This window comes from Pseudomonas sp. CHM02, from assembly GCF_000612585.1.
Lineage (GTDB): Bacteria > Pseudomonadota > Gammaproteobacteria > Pseudomonadales > Pseudomonadaceae > Aquipseudomonas.
The window spans coordinates 1-15,247 of record NZ_JFCA01000023.1 but is presented as its reverse complement, the minus strand read 5'-3'; the positions used below and the strand labels follow the sequence as shown (position 1 = coordinate 15,247).

15 protein-coding genes are annotated in these 15,247 nt (G+C 58.8%); 13 read left to right on the top strand and 2 right to left on the bottom strand.

Annotation, left to right across the window (positions count from 1 at the left end; translation table 11 throughout):
* Window positions 1–2: 2 nt before the first annotated feature.
* Both tssA and vasI read right to left on the bottom strand, forming a co-directional pair.
* Window positions 3–1,421 carry a type VI secretion system protein TssA gene (gene tssA / locus BM70_RS0114835; protein ID WP_025856738.1) on the bottom strand — a complete coding sequence of 473 codons (1,419 nt, stop codon included), beginning with the start codon at window positions 1,419–1,421 and terminating at the stop codon, window positions 3–5.
* Window positions 1,409–2,119 carry a type VI secretion system-associated protein VasI gene (gene vasI / locus BM70_RS0114830; protein ID WP_256220910.1) on the bottom strand — a complete coding sequence of 237 codons (711 nt, stop codon included), beginning with the start codon at window positions 2,117–2,119 and terminating at the stop codon, window positions 1,409–1,411. The genes tssA and vasI overlap by 13 nt, the downstream gene beginning before the upstream one ends.
* Before the next feature lie 288 nt (window positions 2,120–2,407).
* Between vasI and tssB the strand changes: the two genes are divergently transcribed.
* The 13 genes from tssB to BM70_RS0114770 all read left to right on the top strand — a co-directional run bounded on the left by tssB (window position 2,408) and on the right by BM70_RS0114770 (window position 14,659).
* Window positions 2,408–2,911, top strand: a complete 504-nt coding sequence (gene tssB / locus BM70_RS0114825; RefSeq protein ID WP_025856736.1) for a type VI secretion system contractile sheath small subunit — start codon at window positions 2,408–2,410, stop codon at window positions 2,909–2,911.
* Between the two features lie 37 nt (window positions 2,912–2,948).
* The gene (tssC, locus tag BM70_RS0114820) at window positions 2,949–4,421 is read left to right on the top strand and encodes a type VI secretion system contractile sheath large subunit (protein WP_025856735.1); all 1,473 of its coding nucleotides are present in this window, start codon (window positions 2,949–2,951) and stop codon (window positions 4,419–4,421) included.
* The gene (tssE, locus tag BM70_RS0114815) at window positions 4,422–4,835 is read left to right on the top strand and encodes a type VI secretion system baseplate subunit TssE (RefSeq protein WP_025856734.1); all 414 of its coding nucleotides are present in this window, start codon (window positions 4,422–4,424) and stop codon (window positions 4,833–4,835) included. It begins immediately after the preceding gene.
* A gap of 7 nt (window positions 4,836–4,842) precedes the next feature.
* Complete coding sequence (gene tssF / locus BM70_RS0114810) at window positions 4,843–6,609, top strand: type VI secretion system baseplate subunit TssF (protein WP_025856733.1); 1,767 nt, start codon at window positions 4,843–4,845, stop codon at window positions 6,607–6,609.
* Entirely contained in the window at window positions 6,573–7,595 is a 1,023-nt protein-coding gene (gene tssG / locus BM70_RS0114805; RefSeq protein ID WP_025856732.1) for a type VI secretion system baseplate subunit TssG, read from the top strand. Before tssF ends, tssG begins: the two co-directional genes overlap by 37 nt.
* On the top strand, window positions 7,592–8,947 hold the full coding sequence (gene tssJ, locus BM70_RS31885; protein ID WP_051556763.1) for a type VI secretion system lipoprotein TssJ: 1,356 nt from the start codon (window positions 7,592–7,594) through the stop codon (window positions 8,945–8,947). Before tssG ends, tssJ begins: the two co-directional genes overlap by 4 nt.
* 37 nt (window positions 8,948–8,984) lie before the next feature.
* Window positions 8,985–10,331, top strand: coding sequence for a type VI secretion system baseplate subunit TssK (tssK, locus tag BM70_RS0114795; RefSeq protein WP_025856730.1), 1,347 nt, complete (start codon window positions 8,985–8,987; stop codon window positions 10,329–10,331).
* Entirely contained in the window at window positions 10,324–11,172 is an 849-nt protein-coding gene (gene icmH, locus BM70_RS0114790) for a type IVB secretion system protein IcmH/DotU (protein ID WP_025856729.1), read from the top strand. Before tssK ends, icmH begins: the two co-directional genes overlap by 8 nt.
* A gap of 103 nt (window positions 11,173–11,275) precedes the next feature.
* Window positions 11,276–11,788 (top strand): Hcp family type VI secretion system effector, encoded by a 513-nt coding sequence (locus BM70_RS0114785; protein WP_025856728.1) that lies wholly within the window; start codon window positions 11,276–11,278, stop codon window positions 11,786–11,788.
* 70 nt (window positions 11,789–11,858) lie between these two features.
* Window positions 11,859–12,116: a PAAR domain-containing protein gene (locus BM70_RS0114780; RefSeq protein WP_025856727.1), complete on the top strand. Its 258-nt coding sequence runs from the start codon at window positions 11,859–11,861 to the stop codon at window positions 12,114–12,116.
* A gap of 25 nt (window positions 12,117–12,141) precedes the next feature.
* Window positions 12,142–13,131 (top strand): type VI secretion system tip protein TssI/VgrG, encoded by a 990-nt coding sequence (tssI, locus tag BM70_RS0114775; protein WP_025856726.1) that lies wholly within the window; start codon window positions 12,142–12,144, stop codon window positions 13,129–13,131.
* Window positions 13,031–13,666, top strand: coding sequence for a hypothetical protein (locus tag BM70_RS33090; protein WP_155952161.1), 636 nt, complete (start codon window positions 13,031–13,033; stop codon window positions 13,664–13,666). Before tssI ends, BM70_RS33090 begins: the two co-directional genes overlap by 101 nt.
* Window positions 13,667–13,678: 12 nt before the next feature.
* Window positions 13,679–14,659: a hypothetical protein gene (locus BM70_RS0114770; RefSeq protein ID WP_025856725.1), complete on the top strand. Its 981-nt coding sequence runs from the start codon at window positions 13,679–13,681 to the stop codon at window positions 14,657–14,659.
* Window positions 14,660–15,247 lie beyond the last annotated feature (588 nt).

The window sequence follows — 15,247 nt, the reverse complement described above, 5'->3', positions numbered from 1 at the left end:
GGCTAGTCCTTACTCTCACTGATAACAGCCGCCACCTTCCGGTACAACTCCGGCTCCCACCCCTGCGCCGTGGTCTCGCGCATCAGCCGGGCAACGCTGGCGTACAGATCGTCCGCCAGCCAAGACAGGCCACGGGATGCCAACAGGTCGGCGGCAATCACCGTGGCGTAGCTGCGTTGGCGCGGGGTGTCATGGGTGGCGTGCAGGTCCTGCAGGCGCAGCAACACCACTTCGACGCCTTCGGTGTTGAGCTGGGTGGTCAGTTCGTCGCGCAGCCCGGCATATTCCTGCACCGGGCTACTGGTGGCTTGCGCCTGATCGGCGCCGGTGATCCAGGCCTGGGTTTGTGCATCCACGAACGGTGTGCCGTCGCTGAAACACAACTCCAGCAGCGCCGGCAGGCGGCAGACAAACCGCTCGCAGGTCTGGCGGATGGCGGCGGCCACTTCTTCCATCGCCAGGCGCGAAGCGACCTGGGCCGCCAGGTAACTGCCGCGCAGCCAGTACGGCGAGGCGCAGACGCTTTTTTCGATGCGCAGCAGCAGGTTCGGCTCAATGGCGTTGTGGTTCAGCGCGTCCTGGTAGCCGTCGACGATGTCCTTGGGCACGGCGGTCAATTCGGTGCGTCGGTCGCGGGTGATGGGCGGCGCGGTGCGCAGATGCGACCACAGGCCGAAGCGTCGCAGTTGGTAACCGGTGGGGTCGTAGGGGTCTTGCTGGTTGATCTGCTCAGCCATATTCAACACGGCGCGGCGTTGTTCGCGCTCGTTACTCGGCGCTTGCGGTTTGAGACTGGGGAAAAAGGCCGACTCCAGCGCGCTGCCGGAGGTGGCCGCACGGGCTGGCTCCGTGGCAACGACCGGCTCGCTATATTTGTCCAGTTGGCGTTGCAACGCGTCCAACGGTGCGGGGTCGAGCTTGGCGCTTTCGACGCAGCGTTGCAGATTGGCCAGGGCCAGTTCCGCCGCGGCTTGATAGGCCGGTTCAAAACTGCTGCGTTCCAACGTCGGCAACACCTGCACAAGCTCGCCCAGCAGGCGTTGGACCTGCTTGCGTTTGTTCAGATAGCCGGTGGGGCCGGGCTTGGGGTAGGCACTGTCCCAATACAGTTCGACCATGCCGGCTATCAGGCCCAGGGCATCGGCCCAGCGCGCCCATTGGCGGGTGCGCAACCAAACTACTTGCAGATGGCCAAGGATGCGCCAGTGCTTGCACTGGGTCGCCAGGTATTGGCGGGAGGCTTCGTCAATATAAGGCCAGTCGATGTCGCCTTCACGCAGACCGCCGAGTTTGACCATTTCCTGGTCGATGGCCTGGTAGGTTTCGTCCTCAACATCGAAATGGCCGGCGGGTTGCTCCGGGTCGATGGGGGTCAGCAGCAGCTTGACGGTGTCTGCCGGCACGTCGATCACCAGCGACATACTTGGCGCTCCTGCTCGATCAGTTCGCCCAGCCCTTCGGCGTCGAAGACCAGGCCGTGCAGCCGGGGATAGTCGCTCTCCAGCCGCAGGCGCTGGCCGCCGCCCATATTGCGCAACAAGGCAATGGCCTGCAGCCCGCGTCCGGCATCCACCACCAGACCAGCGTCGTCCAAGACCTGCCACTGGTAGGCCTCGGACACCGGTCGCTCGTCCTTGAACAGTTGAATGCGAATTTTGTTGGGCTTGGCCGGCTCATCCAGCACCAGTTGCAGGCGCGAAATTTTCGACTCGCAGCTGACGGCCAGATAAGGCCGCGGCGGCAACGCGCCCAAGGCTGGGGCGGAAATCACCAGACGGTGTTGCTGGTCATTGTCCGGCTCAGGGAATGACGACAACAGAAAACGTTGATCTTCGGGCGGACGCTTGGCCTCATTGCGCTGGACCAAATCGACAATCGGCAATATCCGGCCAATGGCACGCGGCGGCGCTGGTGTGTGATGAATAGGCGTGCCGGCGGCCAGATCAAAACACTCCAGGCGTTTCAAGGGTGAAACGATGGAAGGGCAATCTTGGGTCGCTGCTTGCGCGTCCACTACCGCCACAACCGTCAAGCAGAGCCCCCATTTCCATCCTCGCCATCCGTTGCGCATCAACGCCTCCTGATATGCCTCGTCGAATCCAAACCGGATATTTTTCAACTTTCGAACTCACGCTATTTAGACCGAAAGTTAAATCAATTAACTTACAAAGCGTCACCTGCGCCCAATGAATTAGGCAAGTAAAAGACGAGCAACACAGTGCTAAATCCCGAATAAAAAGAGGTGTCTTTCAGAAGCATCCACAGCGAACGTAGGAAATTTAGAAACCCCCTTCAAAACGCAATTTCCTACATCCAAAGCCCACGAATCGCGTCCATTTCGTCCTACATGACAAGCCTTGCAACAGCTGTTTCTAATACGCCGACCTTACGAAAAAGGATTTTTCCCATGTCGAAATCTCATGGTTCTGTCGCCCCCAAAGAACGCGTCAACATCAAGTACGTCCCGGCCACGGGCGATCAACAGGCCGAAGTTGAGCTGCCCCTGAAGTTGTTGATAACGGGCGACTTCAAAGGCCACGGTGAACTAACCGCCCTGGAAGACAGACAATCCGTTCGAATAGACAAAGACACCTTCAATGAAGTTCTGACCAAAGCCGAAGTTTCTCTGGATATGGCGGTTCCGTCTGTTCTGAACAACGATCACGACACCGACTTGAACGTGCAACTTCAATTCAAAAACATCAATGACTTCGGCCCCGACGCGGTTGCCCGCCAAGTACCGGAATTGAACAAGTTGCTGGAACTGCGCGAAGCCCTGGTTGCGCTCAAAGGCCCGATGGGCAATGTCCCGGCCTTTCGCAAACACCTGCAAAACCTGCTGACTGATGAAACCGCCCGCCAACGCCTGGCCAGCGAACTCAACTTGGTGCTCAACGCGCCAAGCAATTGATTTGAACGCCCTTCTCAACGGAGTATTCCCCATGCCTATGGAAAGCGCCGCCGCCCAAGTATTGGTGGCTGACGAAGAACCGTCGCTGCTTGACCAACTGCTGGCCAACACCACCATTCGCCCGTCCCAGGAAGGCTATGCCGTTGCCCGCCAAGGCGTGGCCGCGTTCATCAGTGAGATCCTGCAAAGCGGCGATCACCAGCAGCCGGTGAACAAGCACCGGGTCGACCAGATGATTGCCGAAATCGACCGTGCGTTGAGCAAGCAGATGGACGTGATTCTGCATCAACCGCAGTTCCAGCAACTGGAGTCGGCGTGGCGCGGCCTGAAGCTGTTGGTGGATCGCACGGATTTTCGCGAGAACATCAAGCTGGAAATGCTACACGTCACCAAAGAGGAACTGCTGGACGACTTCGACAATGCCGGCGACATCACCCGCAGTGGCTTGTACAAGCACGTCTACACCGCCGGCTACGGCCAGTTTGGTGGTGAGCCTGTGGGTGCCATCGTCGGCAACTACACTTTTGGCCCCAGCTCGCCGGACATCAAGTTGCTCAGCTATGTAGCGTCCATCGGCGCCATGTCCCATGCGCCGTTTGTCTCGGCAGCAGGCCCAGAGCTGTTCAACCTCGAAGGTTTCCAGGGCCTGCCCGACCTCAAGGAAATAAGCGACATTTTTGACGGCCCACGCCACACCAAATGGCGTGGCCTGCGCGAGTCCGAAGACGCCCGCCATCTGGCCCTGACCCTGCCACGCTTCTTGCTGCGCACGCCGTACAGCACCGAAGACAACTCGACCCGCAGCTTCGGCTATGACGAAACCGTCGACGGTAACCACGACAATTACCTGTGGGGCAACACCGCGTTCTTGATGGCTTCGCGCATCACCGACAGCTTTGCTCGCTACCGCTGGTGCCCGAACATCATCGGCCCGCAATCCGGCGGTGCAGTGGACCACTTGCCGGTGCACTTGTACGAATCCCTCGGCCAATTGCAGGCCAAAATCCCTACCGAAGTGCTGATTTCCGACCGCAAGGAATTCGAGCTGGCCGAAGCCGGATTCATCCCGCTGACCATGCGCAAAGACAGCGACAACGCGGCGTTCTTCTCCGCCAACTCGGTGCAAAAACCGAAGAACTTCCCCAAGACCCGCGAAGGCCAGGAAGCCCAGACCAACTACAAGCTCGGCACCCAGTTGCCGTACCTATTTATCGTCAATCGCCTGGCCCACTACATCAAGGTGCTGCAGCGCGAACAGATCGGCAGTTGGAAAGAACGCCAGGACCTGGAGCGCGAACTCAACACCTGGCTCAAGCAGTACATCGCCGACCAGGAGAACCCTTCATCCGATGTACGCAGTCGTCGTCCCTTGCGCGCCGCGCAGATCGTTGTGCAGGACGTGGCCGGCGATCCGGGTTGGTACCAGGTGTCGCTGGCGGTGCGCCCGCACTTCAAGTACATGGGCGCCAACTTCGAGATCTCGTTGGTCGGTCGGCTGGACACCCAATAAGTGGGCGGCAGCCTGTTCGAACGCCTGGAACCTGATGCACCGCGCTACCGCCCCGGCAGCGCGGATGAACAGGCGCGCCAGCGTGTCGAGGCGATCAAACGCCACCTGGAACAGGTACTCAACTCACGCCAGGGCTGCTCGCAAAGCAGCCCTGAACTGGGCCTGCGCGACTTCAATGGGGTCACCCAGGCCAGCAATGATCTGGTGGTCGCCATCAGCGCCGATATCCGGCGTTCGGTGGAAGCGTTTGAACCGCGCATCAAGGTCACGGGCGTGCGTTATCAGCCCGACCCGGACCTGCCGCTGGAGCTGAACTTTCGCCTGGATTGCCAGGTGCGGGTCAACCACAAGGAAGAACTGGTGCAGATCGAGGTGGCCATGCATGGCCGCGACGGCTACACCCGCGTGAGATGAGGATGCGATGGACTTGAAACAACGCTTTGCCGAGGAGCTGCGCTACCTGCGCGAACTCGGCCGCGAGTTTGCCGAGGACAACCCGCAACTGGCGCAATTTCTCGGTGATCAGGCCGGCGACCCGGACGTGGAGCGGCTACTGGAGGGCTTTGCCTTCCTCACCGCCAAGCTGGGGATGAAGATCGACGACGATTTGCCGGAGCTGACCCATCCACTGTTGCAGATGCTCTGGCCCAACTACCTGCGGCCGTTGCCCAGCGCAACCATCATCCGTTTTACACCGTTGTCGGATGCGACCAGCCAACGTCAGCTGATTCCCAAAGGCACGCCGTTGTTTGCCAAACCGGTGGATGGCATCTCCTGCCAGTTCCGCACCTGCACCGACGTCAACCTGTACCCACTAGCCCTGCAGGAAGTCAGCGATGCCCACAGCCGTGAGGCTTCGGTGATGCGCATCGACCTCAAGGTGCTGACGGAGCAACCGCTGACCAGCATGGCCTGTGACCAGCTGGATTTTCATCTGGGCGGCGATAACGCCACCGCGCTGACCTTGTACCTGTGGCTTGCTCATTACCTGGACAGCGTCACGCTGCACGTTGAGAAGCAAAGCTATCGCCTGTCGGCCAAGGACATTGGCTTCCCTGGTTTCACCGCCGAAGAGGCACTGCTGCCCTACCCGCGTAATGTGTTCGATGGCTACCGCATCCTGCAGGAGTACTTTGTGTTCCCGCAGCGGTTCCATTTTTTCAGCCTGACTCGGTTGGCTCACGTTTGGCCGGATGTCAGCGCCACCAAGCTGCGCTTTGAATTTCAGTTCACCCGGCCCATGCCACCCGACATCCGCCTGCGTACCGGCGACCTGCACCTGTACTGCGCACCGGCCGTCAACCTGTTCCGCCACGATGCCAACCCTATCGCGCTGGACGGGCGCAGCCTGGAGCGGCGTATTAGCCCCAGTGGCAAACGCCCTGAGGCCTACGAGATTTTCAGTGTCGACCAGGTGGCCGGTTGGGATGCCGCCGACAAGGAGCGCAAGGGCGATCCGCTGCGACGCTTTACGCCGTTTGAGTCGTTCCAGCATGAGATCGAACACGCGCGGGGCCGCACGGCACTGTATTTCCGCACGCATATCGAGAAATCCCACGGCCGCGAGGGCCTGCGTCATCGCATCGCCTTCGTGCGTGGCGATGAGAGCCTGTACATCGGCGAACATGAAGCGGCGTCCATCGAACTGACCTGCACCAATCGCGACCTGCCGCAGATGCTGGGTGTGGGCGATGTGTCGCTGTCCACCGAAGTCACGCCGTCGTTTGCCACCTACACCAACCTGATTGCACCGACGCGCAGCTACCGGCCTGTGCTGGACAGCAGCCTGCACTGGACACTGATTTCCAACCTGTCGCTGAACTATCTGTCATTGCTGTCGGCCGAGCCGCTCAAGGCGGTGATCCGCGCCTATGACTTTGCCGCCCTGCACGATCTGCAACAGGCCCGCGCCACCCGCAAGCGCCTCAACGGCATCCACGAGGCGGTGACCACGCCCATCGACTGGCTGATGAAAGGCCAGCTGGTGCGCGGCCTGCAGACCCAACTGAAACTGGACCAGAACGCCTTTCTCTGTGAGGGCGAGTTGTACCTGTTCGCCAGCGTGCTTTCGCACTTCTTTGCCCTGTACGCGAGCATCAATTCCTTCCATCGCCTGGAAGTGATCAATACCACTAACAACGAGCGTTATGAATGGCCACTGTTGACCGGCAGACAACCCGTGATCTAGCCGATGTGCTGCTGGCCGACGCGCGGAACTATTCGTTTCACCGTCTGCTGGAGCATCTGCACGCTTTGCATGGTGACGACCTTGAAGCGCAGCCCTTGAGTGCGGCGGCGCGCCGTCGTGTGCGCCTGCAAAGCCACGCGGGGTTGGGCTTTCCGGCCTCCGACGTGGTCGAGGCGGCACGCCTTGAGGAGAACCGCGAAGAGATGCGCTATCGCCTGCAGACCAGTTTTTTTGGTTTACACGGCACCGACTCACCGCTACCTGGCTATTACCTCGACCGCCTGGCCTATGAGCAGGCCCAAGAGCGCGGAATTCGTCCAGCGTTCATGGACTTTTTCAACCATCGTCTGCTGACCCTGCTGCACCACAGCTGGCGCAAGTACCGCTACTACATCCGCTTTCAGGTCGAGGCCAGCGACCGCTTTTCGCGTTATGTGTTTTCCATGATCGGGTTGAACGACAACGACCTGCGTGGCGCGACGCCGCTGCCATGGGGCCGCCTGCTGAGCTTTGCCGGGTTGATCGCTAGTCGCAGCCGTTCACCTTCGATAGTGTCCGGCATCGTCGAGCATTGCTTTGATCTGCACGGCGTGTACATCCGTGAATTCGAGGTGCGTTCGGTGAACTTACCGCAGCGCCAGCGCCTGGCGTTGGGCAAGGCCAACGGCACCCTGGGCAACGACTTTGTGGTGGGTGACCGCAGCAAGACCCGCGCCAGCAAATTCACCCTCGTCATTCCCAATCTGACCCAGGCGCGCTTCCGTCAGTTCTTGCCCAGTGGCGAGCAATTCGGGCGGTTGCGCCAATTGATGGACTTTCTGCTGCGCGATGCCACCGCCTACGACCTGGAATTGGGGCTACGCGAAGAGGACGTGCCGCCCTTCAACCTGCAACGCGACAGCGGCACCCACTTGGGTTGGACCAGCTTTATCGAACACCAGGAACAACGTCATCCCGCCGTGGTGCGGATTCGGGGGCGCGCATGAAGCTGACCCTGGTTATCAATAATCCCGCGCAATTGCTGCACGGGTATTTGCCCCTTCACCGGTTTGGCCCACAGGGTGGCAGCATTGGCAGTGCAGCGGCGGACTGGCGTCTGGAAGATCGCCACAACAGCGTGCAGCCCAACCATTGCGACATCCGCGTCATCGAAGGGCGCTTCTGCGTGATCGACCGCAGCGGCAGTACCTACGCCAACGGTCATAACTTGCCATTGGGCCGCAATGTGGCGGTGAGCCTCAACGACGGCGACCTGTTGCAGATTGGGGCGTATCGGGTCGCGGTGCAGCTCGGTGAGCACGCGCAAGGTCAGCGGTCGCTCGATGAGCTGTTCTCGGGCCAGCCGGAAGATATGCAAGCCTGGAAACTGGAGGATTTACCGGGCCTGCCCCTACCCGATCCACGACCTGCCACGTGCCCGGAATTCGAGCGCCTTTGCCAGCCCGTGGACTTGACGGAACAAGGTGATCCGCTGCAAGCGATGAAGGCGGCAAAACCGCCAAAGCCACTGCCTGACAGTGGTGCGCCTGCCCCCAGGAAGCCCGCCAGCCTGTTCAGCAACCTGCGCCTGGCCACCTTGTTGCTCGCCTGTCTGACTCTGGGCGGCTGCACCATGCTTAGCAAGATCGGCCAGGTGATCTGGACCCCATCGATTCCGGTCGGCGGCCCCGACGATCAACCCAGCCGCTATTCCCTGAGCCTGCATGCCAGTGACAATGTTAATCAGCGGCTGATCAGTACCGGCACCGCACCCACTGCCGACGAGGAGCCGGGTCGCTTGCCCTACAACCTGAACGTTCAGGCCGCCAGCCCGCAGGCACTGACCGACAAAGTGCAGACCCTGCTCAATCACCTCTACGAAACCGTTCCGGCTCAGTCTTTGCTGGGTTTTGAGCCTGCGCCCACGATCCCCATGTCGCCTCTCGAAGGCGTGCTGCTGGGCGACTACGACGACCAGGGGATCAGTCTCACCACGCCACAGGGCAACCCGGCATTGCAGCAGATCGCCACGCCAATCGCCTTCAAGGTCTTGCAACTGACCGATGACTCGCTGCTGGTCAACGCCAGCCCCCAGGCCCTGGCCGAGGACCTGAAAAAGACCCTGGGCAGCACCTATATCCGCGCCGATGACTACCTGCTTCAACCCGGCCAATTCAAGTTCGTCGACCTGCGTCCCCTGGATGAAGACACCCGATTTATCGCGGTGATCGCCAACTATCACAGCAGCGAAGTCGGCCAGTGGAAACAGCATCTACGGGTCGAGCCCAAGGGCCGCCAGTACGCCGTGCTGGTGCAGTTGGATGCCGCCCAGGTCAGCCTCAAAGGAGAAATCCGATGACGCCCTTTTCAGCCGCTTTTGCCCCGAGTAACCACCGATGAGTTCACGCAACCTCGTCATCTGGCATGAAGGTTTGTTCGTCAAACCCCAGCACTTCCAGCAACAGGCGCGCGCCGCCGAAGCCGCCGTGCACCAGCGCCTGCACAGCCTCAACGACGCGCTCTATGGCTTCAGCGAGCTGGCGTTGAACGACGAATACCTGAGCTTCGGCAAAATCGCCATCACCCGGGCACGCGGGATCATGCCCGACGGCAGCGTCTTCGACATTCCCCACGACCTGGCACCGCCCTCCCCGTTGGAGATCGCTGACAGCAGCGCGGTTGGCCAGATCGTCTACCTGGCTCTGCCGCTGCGCTCCAATGGCGCTCTCGAAGTGCGCTGGCCCGACCAGTACGGCAACAGCCGCTATATCGCCCGGCGCGAAGAAATCCGCGATACCCACAGCGATGACGGCGATCAGGTCGGCATGGACCTGGCCGTGCCCAACCTGCAACTGATGCTCGAACGCAGCGACCGCAGTGCCTTCACCGGCATTGCCCTGGGCAGGATCAAAGACAAGCGCCCGGATGGCAGCCTGGTGATGGACGAGCATTTCTACCCCACCAGCCTATCCCTGCAAGCGGTGCCGGCGCTGCACCGCTACCTGGGTGAAGTGGCCGGGTTGATGCGCGAGCGGGCCAAGAACCTGGCCCAGCGCATCGGCTCACCGGGGCAGTCCGGCGTGGCCGATGTCACCGACTTCAACCTGCTGCAAACCCTCAACCGCTTGTTTCCGCTGTTCCAGCACCTGGCTCGCCAGCGCCAGGTCCACCCGGAACGGCTATATATCGCACTGGCCCAGGCCTGCGGCGAACTGGTGACCTTTACCGATGAAGGTCACCTGCCCCAGGAATACCCGGCCTACCAGCACGACAACCTGCACGAGTCTTTCCAGCTTCTGGAACACACCCTGCGCCGTGCCTTGGGCACCGTGCTGCAACCACGTGCGGTGTCGCTGCCGATTGTCGTGCAGCAATACGGCGTACGCACCGCTGCCTTGAACGACAAGCGCCTGCTGGACAACGCCGAATTCATCCTCGCCGTGCGGGCCGAACTGCCCGCGGAGACCCTGCGCCAGCAACTGCCCAAGCAGATCAAGATCAGCTCCACCGAAGGATTGGAGCAACTGGTCAGCCTGCAACTGCCGGGTATCCCGCTGCTGCCGCTACCGGTGGCGCCACGGCACCTGCCGTTCCATGCCGGCTTCAGCTACTTCGAACTCGACCGCCATCACCCTGCTTGGCAAGGCCTGAGCAGTGGCAGCGGGTTTGGTTTCCATATTGCCGGTGAATTCCCGGAGCTGGAGTTGCAGTTCTGGGCGATCAGGAGTGAGAAAGATGAGTGAGTCCATGCCCACCAAAACCACGCCCCCAGCAGATGACGGCAACCTGATATTCAGCTATCTGCAACAGGCCACCAGCAGTAAGGAGGCCGATGCCATAGAGGAACCGGCCAAGCCCAAACCCGAACCGCTGCTCGCAGACCCTGAATTCGACATGCGTGGCCTGGCCTGGAACCCGCTCTGCGACGCCGCCACGCCCCTGATCGGCCTGGTCATCCGTCTGCGCCGCCTGGACCATCACGATGATGTGACCACGCTGTACAAAAGCGTCAGCAACCAGATCACCACGATCATGGAAGAAGTCAGCCAACTCGACTACGACGCCGGCATGCTCAAGGCCTACTCCTACAGCCTGTGCCTGCTGATCGACGAGGTGGTCATGCGCACCACCTGGGGCAGGCTCTCCACATGGAGCGCCCGCTCATTGCTCAGCCAGTTCCATGGGGAAACCCGAGGCGGTGAGCGGTTCTTCACCATCATGAACAACATGATCCCCGAAGCGGCGCGGTACCAGCATGTGCTGGAGTTCATGTACCAGTGCCTGATCTCCGGCCTCAAGGGCAAATACGGCGCCCATAGCAAGGGCGATGACGAAATACAGAAGATCATCGACCAACTGCACGGCCTGCTGCGTCCATTGCGTGGCGAGACGCCCAAACGCCTGACCGATCCGCTGAAAAACGTCGCGCCGCGCAACTACCGCATCAAGCGCGCCTGGCCATTGTGGACGCCATGGGCATTGGCCGCTGTCGTGCTGACCTGCGCCTACACGATCTACTCGATGCGCCTGAACAGCATTACCCAAGAAGTACTCGCCTCCCTGGAGCGGATTCTCAACCTGTAACCGATTTTCAGCGTGCTCCTCCCGAGCGCCTGCAAAGCCATGGCCTCTTGGGCCATAACCCACGACCTCAGGGTCGTTTAATCATCGCGACAAGGAGTTTGTCATGCCAACACCCGCGTACATCAGCATCCACGGCCAAAACCAAGGCCATATCACCCAGGGCGCGTTCACCGCTGATTCGGTGGGCAACGTTTATGTCGAAGGCCACGAGGACGAAATCCTTGCACAGGCAATCGACCATCAGATCACCACGCCTACCGACCCGCAAAGCGGTCAGCCCGCCGGCCAGCGCGTGCATAAGCCACTGATCTTCACCAGCGCTCTGAGCAAAGCCTCGCCCATGCTCTACCAGGCGCTGGCCACCGGCGAAATGCTGCCGACCGTCGAGGTCAAGTGGTTTCGTACCTCTGGGGACGGCAAACAGGAGCACTTTTTCACCACCAAACTGGAGGACGCCACTGTCGTCGAGATCGACACCGTGCTGCCCCACGCTCAGGACAGCGACAACGCCAACTACACCCAGTTAATCAAGACCAGCCTGGCCTACCGCAAGGTCAGCTGGAGCCATGTCGTGGCCGGTACCGAAGCCTCGGATGACTGGCGCAAACCGGCTTAATCGCCAACCAGCACGTTCCGTCGCACAGGCGGTGGAACGTTCACTGACTTGATAGTTATCAGGAGGCTCTATGCCTGCCGTCGTTCTGGTCGGACACGACCATGATTGCCCTTTATGCGGCCCTACTACCGTCAAAAGCGGTACGCGAAACGTCACCGTCAACGGCCGCGCAATTGCCCGCGTCGGCGACACCCTTGGCTGCGGTGCCGTGATCATCAGCGGCTCGCCCTCAATGGTCATCAACGGCAAAGCCGTGGCCCGTGTCGGTGACACCACCGACCACGAAGGCGTGCTGGAAAACGGCGATGCCAGCTGGCTGATCAACTGATCCGGACTCACCACAAGGAGGTTTCATGCCCCGTCAAAGCGACCTGCGTTACACCTTCGAACCGCTGCGGGGCGATCCCTTCGAAGTGGTCTCGTTCACCCTTAAAGAAGGCCTCTCCCAGCCTTTCAAACTTGAGCTGGAGCTGGTCAGCCATCACCCGGCTATCGATTTTTACCGCATGCTCGACCTGGCTGCCGTATTCACCATTTGGCGCAATGACACCCCAGTGCGCTACGTCCACGGTTTGGTCAGCCTGTTCCAGCAGGGCGACACCGGCTTCCGCCGCACCCGCTACACCGCCGTGGTCGAACCCACCTTGGCGCGCTTCCGGCTGCGCTCCAACTGGCGCATCTTCCAGGCCCAGACCGTGCCCGACATCATTACCAGCGTGCTGGCCGAGCAAAAGCTGACAGACATCCGCAGCGAAATCTGCTTCGAGCACCAACCGCGCGAATACTGCGTGCAGGCTGGCGAAACCGACCTCGATTTCATCGCCCGCCTCGCCGCCGAAGAAGGCCTGCTCTACACCTTCGAACACCGCGTCGACGGCCACACCCTTGTCCTCACCGACCGCGTCGGCGGGCTGGGCACTATTGGCACACACACCGATTGCCCGGTGATCTACCAGCCCATGAGTGGCGGCGACGCCCTGGAACCGGCGTTGAACCGGTTCCACTACACCGAGCAGGTGCGCACCGCCGTGCAGGTGCAGCGCGACTACACCTTCACCCACCCGCGCTACAACCAGCAGCACACCGCGACGGGCGATCAGGACCTGAACAACCAACACAAAGACTACGAACGCTACGACTACCCCGGCCGCTACAAGCGCGACATCGCTGGCAAGCCCTTTACCAAAACGCGACTGGCGGCCCAGCGCAACGACGCCAAGTTGGCCCATCTGGAAGGCGACGATGAGCGTCTACAACCGGGGTTGGCGTTCGACCTTAACGATCATCCCCGCGAAGACTTCAACGACCGCTGGCGCATCCGAAAGAGCTGCACGTGCCGTTGAAACAAAAGCAATAGATCCACCTTCATCCAAAGGTAAAAATGGCGGGAAATTTTTAGGCAATGAAAAGTGTTTATTACGCCCTTTCAAACCAGACACATGCAAAGCGAAAGGTTTAACAGGACATCATGTCGTACCAGATCGCGCATTCAGACAAGGCCCACGCCAGGGCCCCAACAGAAAACAAATCCCTGGAGGTCTTTCCGAGTCAGAGGGATTAGTTATTTGTGTAAGAGGAAAAGGACTTACGGATCAGCACGGAAAAATACATAAGATTTATGACCCTCTTGAAACGGCGCTTGGACTATCTGAAACACCACCCGGAACCACTACCCTGTTAAAGCTTGAAGTAATGGGTGCATTGGCAGCTGCACGAGTTACTGGGTGCAACTCTGGACTACTGGCAGCTCAACTACGCGCTTATCACGAAACCAAAGGACTACCTTCACAATTCAGAGTCAGGGCTGATAAGTCAGGCAAACTTATAAAATCCACCCCGCCAGGCTCGCTTGGTAAAATCGGCGCCGGCAACTTTTAAAGGAAGACAGAGATGACCTCAAAACAATCAAAAACCCTAATCATGAATACGGGTTCAGCAATCGACAGGGACATGTACTACATGTCATGTTCATTCACTGATCGCGCTCTGGATGAACCTTATTCTCGCCTTTTTTTCTACCAAGATAAAAATAAGGACAAGTGGTTTTATCATGACCGGCCAGACTGGCATGTGGTCTCAACCTGCTTCCCGCCTCCGACTTTAGGAGCAACACGCAAAATCTACGCACTAAGCGAAGAAGGCTATATTGAATGCTTTAGCAGAGATGCAATTAGCGTTGAAAAGATACAAGACGCAGGCCTAGATCCATCCAGCAAAATGTATGGATACGTCAATAAACTAAAATTCATAGATGGCCAGATGTATAGTTGTGGCCACAGGGGACAGATCTATAGACGAAATGAATCTACCTGGGAGCATTTTGACGACCACATACTTCAAAAAAACAAATTAATCACAGAAGACCCTGACATGAGTTTTATGGAAAGCGTCAAGCTTTCCATAGATGAAACAATCGACTTGTTTGATATAGACGGTTCAAGAGGCGATATCTACGTCGTCGGAACCGATGGTTTTCTAGCAAATCACGATGGAACCCAATGGCATAAATTACCCCGACTCACGGCCGCCGATCTTCATTGTATATGTATTTCAACCTCCGGCACTGTCTGGATAGCAGGTTCACAAGGGACAATCATTAGTGGAAGCGCACGACTGGGCTTTAAAGTGCTTTCACGAAAAAATATAGATGCTGATTTTTACTCAGCAGCTGAATTCCAAGACCACATTTATATAGGGGCCAGTGACGGGATTTACATAATCACCGATAATAAAATCAAGAAAGTCAATATTACGGCTAAAGAAGTCAGTTCTATCGAATCAAAAGACGGTGTGATGTGGGCACTTTCATCTGAAAAATTACTGCGTTTTGATGGGTGTCGCTGGGAAGTGCTCACCCACATAGACAATTAATGGCACCCATAACTCTTATTGCAAAATTTATGCGGGCTAACTCAAACAAAACACAAATAGCAGCGGTCGCGGCGACAACCCATATCAGACTAGGTTCGACCCTAGGACGCCAGGACGACCGGATCCAAAATTCTCAATAGATACACGAACATTCACTAGCGGGACAAAAAACTCAAATGGCGGCATTAGAAATAACCGGGAGTTTTGGCAGCAATGGAAAAACCTCCAGCCAGAGTCTCTAAGCAAATGTATGGTCAGCCCACCTTCTGCTATCCAGTCACGATGAACGGTAAATCAGGCTTGCGCTAATGTATCCGGGCGCCATGTGAGCGCGGGTACGCACTCGGCCCTTGATGAGTATTCGTTCCTGCCTGTCCTTAAAAGCGCTACAGCTTCGAAAGCTTTTTTGCTCATCAGGTTCTCAGCCAGGGTATCTGTCGTGTATCGCCATCATTTACTGACGTCGCAAAAGCCGGTTGTAAAACTGGATTACGCGCTGAAATGCCCGTTATAGTTGCCACCTTTGGTCAACAGCGCCCAGACGATCCGGGCCATTTTAAAAAAGCCCGGCCGGGGCATCCCTCGGCC

Coding starts and splice junctions, on each gene's coding strand:
- BM70_RS0114780 (WP_025856727.1), top strand. CDS start 11,859: ATGCCTGCCGTCGTTCTGGTCGGACACGACCATGATTGCCCTTTATGC.
- icmH (WP_025856729.1), top strand. CDS start 10,324: ATGAGTGAGTCCATGCCCACCAAAACCACGCCCCCAGCAGATGACGGC.
- tssF (WP_025856733.1), top strand. CDS start 4,843: ATGGACTTGAAACAACGCTTTGCCGAGGAGCTGCGCTACCTGCGCGAA.
- tssK (WP_025856730.1), top strand. CDS start 8,985: ATGAGTTCACGCAACCTCGTCATCTGGCATGAAGGTTTGTTCGTCAAA.
- BM70_RS0114785 (WP_025856728.1), top strand. CDS start 11,276: ATGCCAACACCCGCGTACATCAGCATCCACGGCCAAAACCAAGGCCAT.
- BM70_RS0114770 (WP_025856725.1), top strand. CDS start 13,679: ATGACCTCAAAACAATCAAAAACCCTAATCATGAATACGGGTTCAGCA.
- tssA (WP_025856738.1), bottom strand. CDS start 1,421: ATGTCGCTGGTGATCGACGTGCCGGCAGACACCGTCAAGCTGCTGCTG.
- tssI (WP_025856726.1), top strand. CDS start 12,142: ATGCCCCGTCAAAGCGACCTGCGTTACACCTTCGAACCGCTGCGGGGC.
- tssB (WP_025856736.1), top strand. CDS start 2,408: ATGTCGAAATCTCATGGTTCTGTCGCCCCCAAAGAACGCGTCAACATC.
- tssG (WP_025856732.1), top strand. CDS start 6,573: ATGGCCACTGTTGACCGGCAGACAACCCGTGATCTAGCCGATGTGCTG.
- BM70_RS33090 (WP_155952161.1), top strand. CDS start 13,031: ATGAGCGTCTACAACCGGGGTTGGCGTTCGACCTTAACGATCATCCCC.
- tssC (WP_025856735.1), top strand. CDS start 2,949: ATGGAAAGCGCCGCCGCCCAAGTATTGGTGGCTGACGAAGAACCGTCG.
- tssJ (WP_051556763.1), top strand. CDS start 7,592: ATGAAGCTGACCCTGGTTATCAATAATCCCGCGCAATTGCTGCACGGG.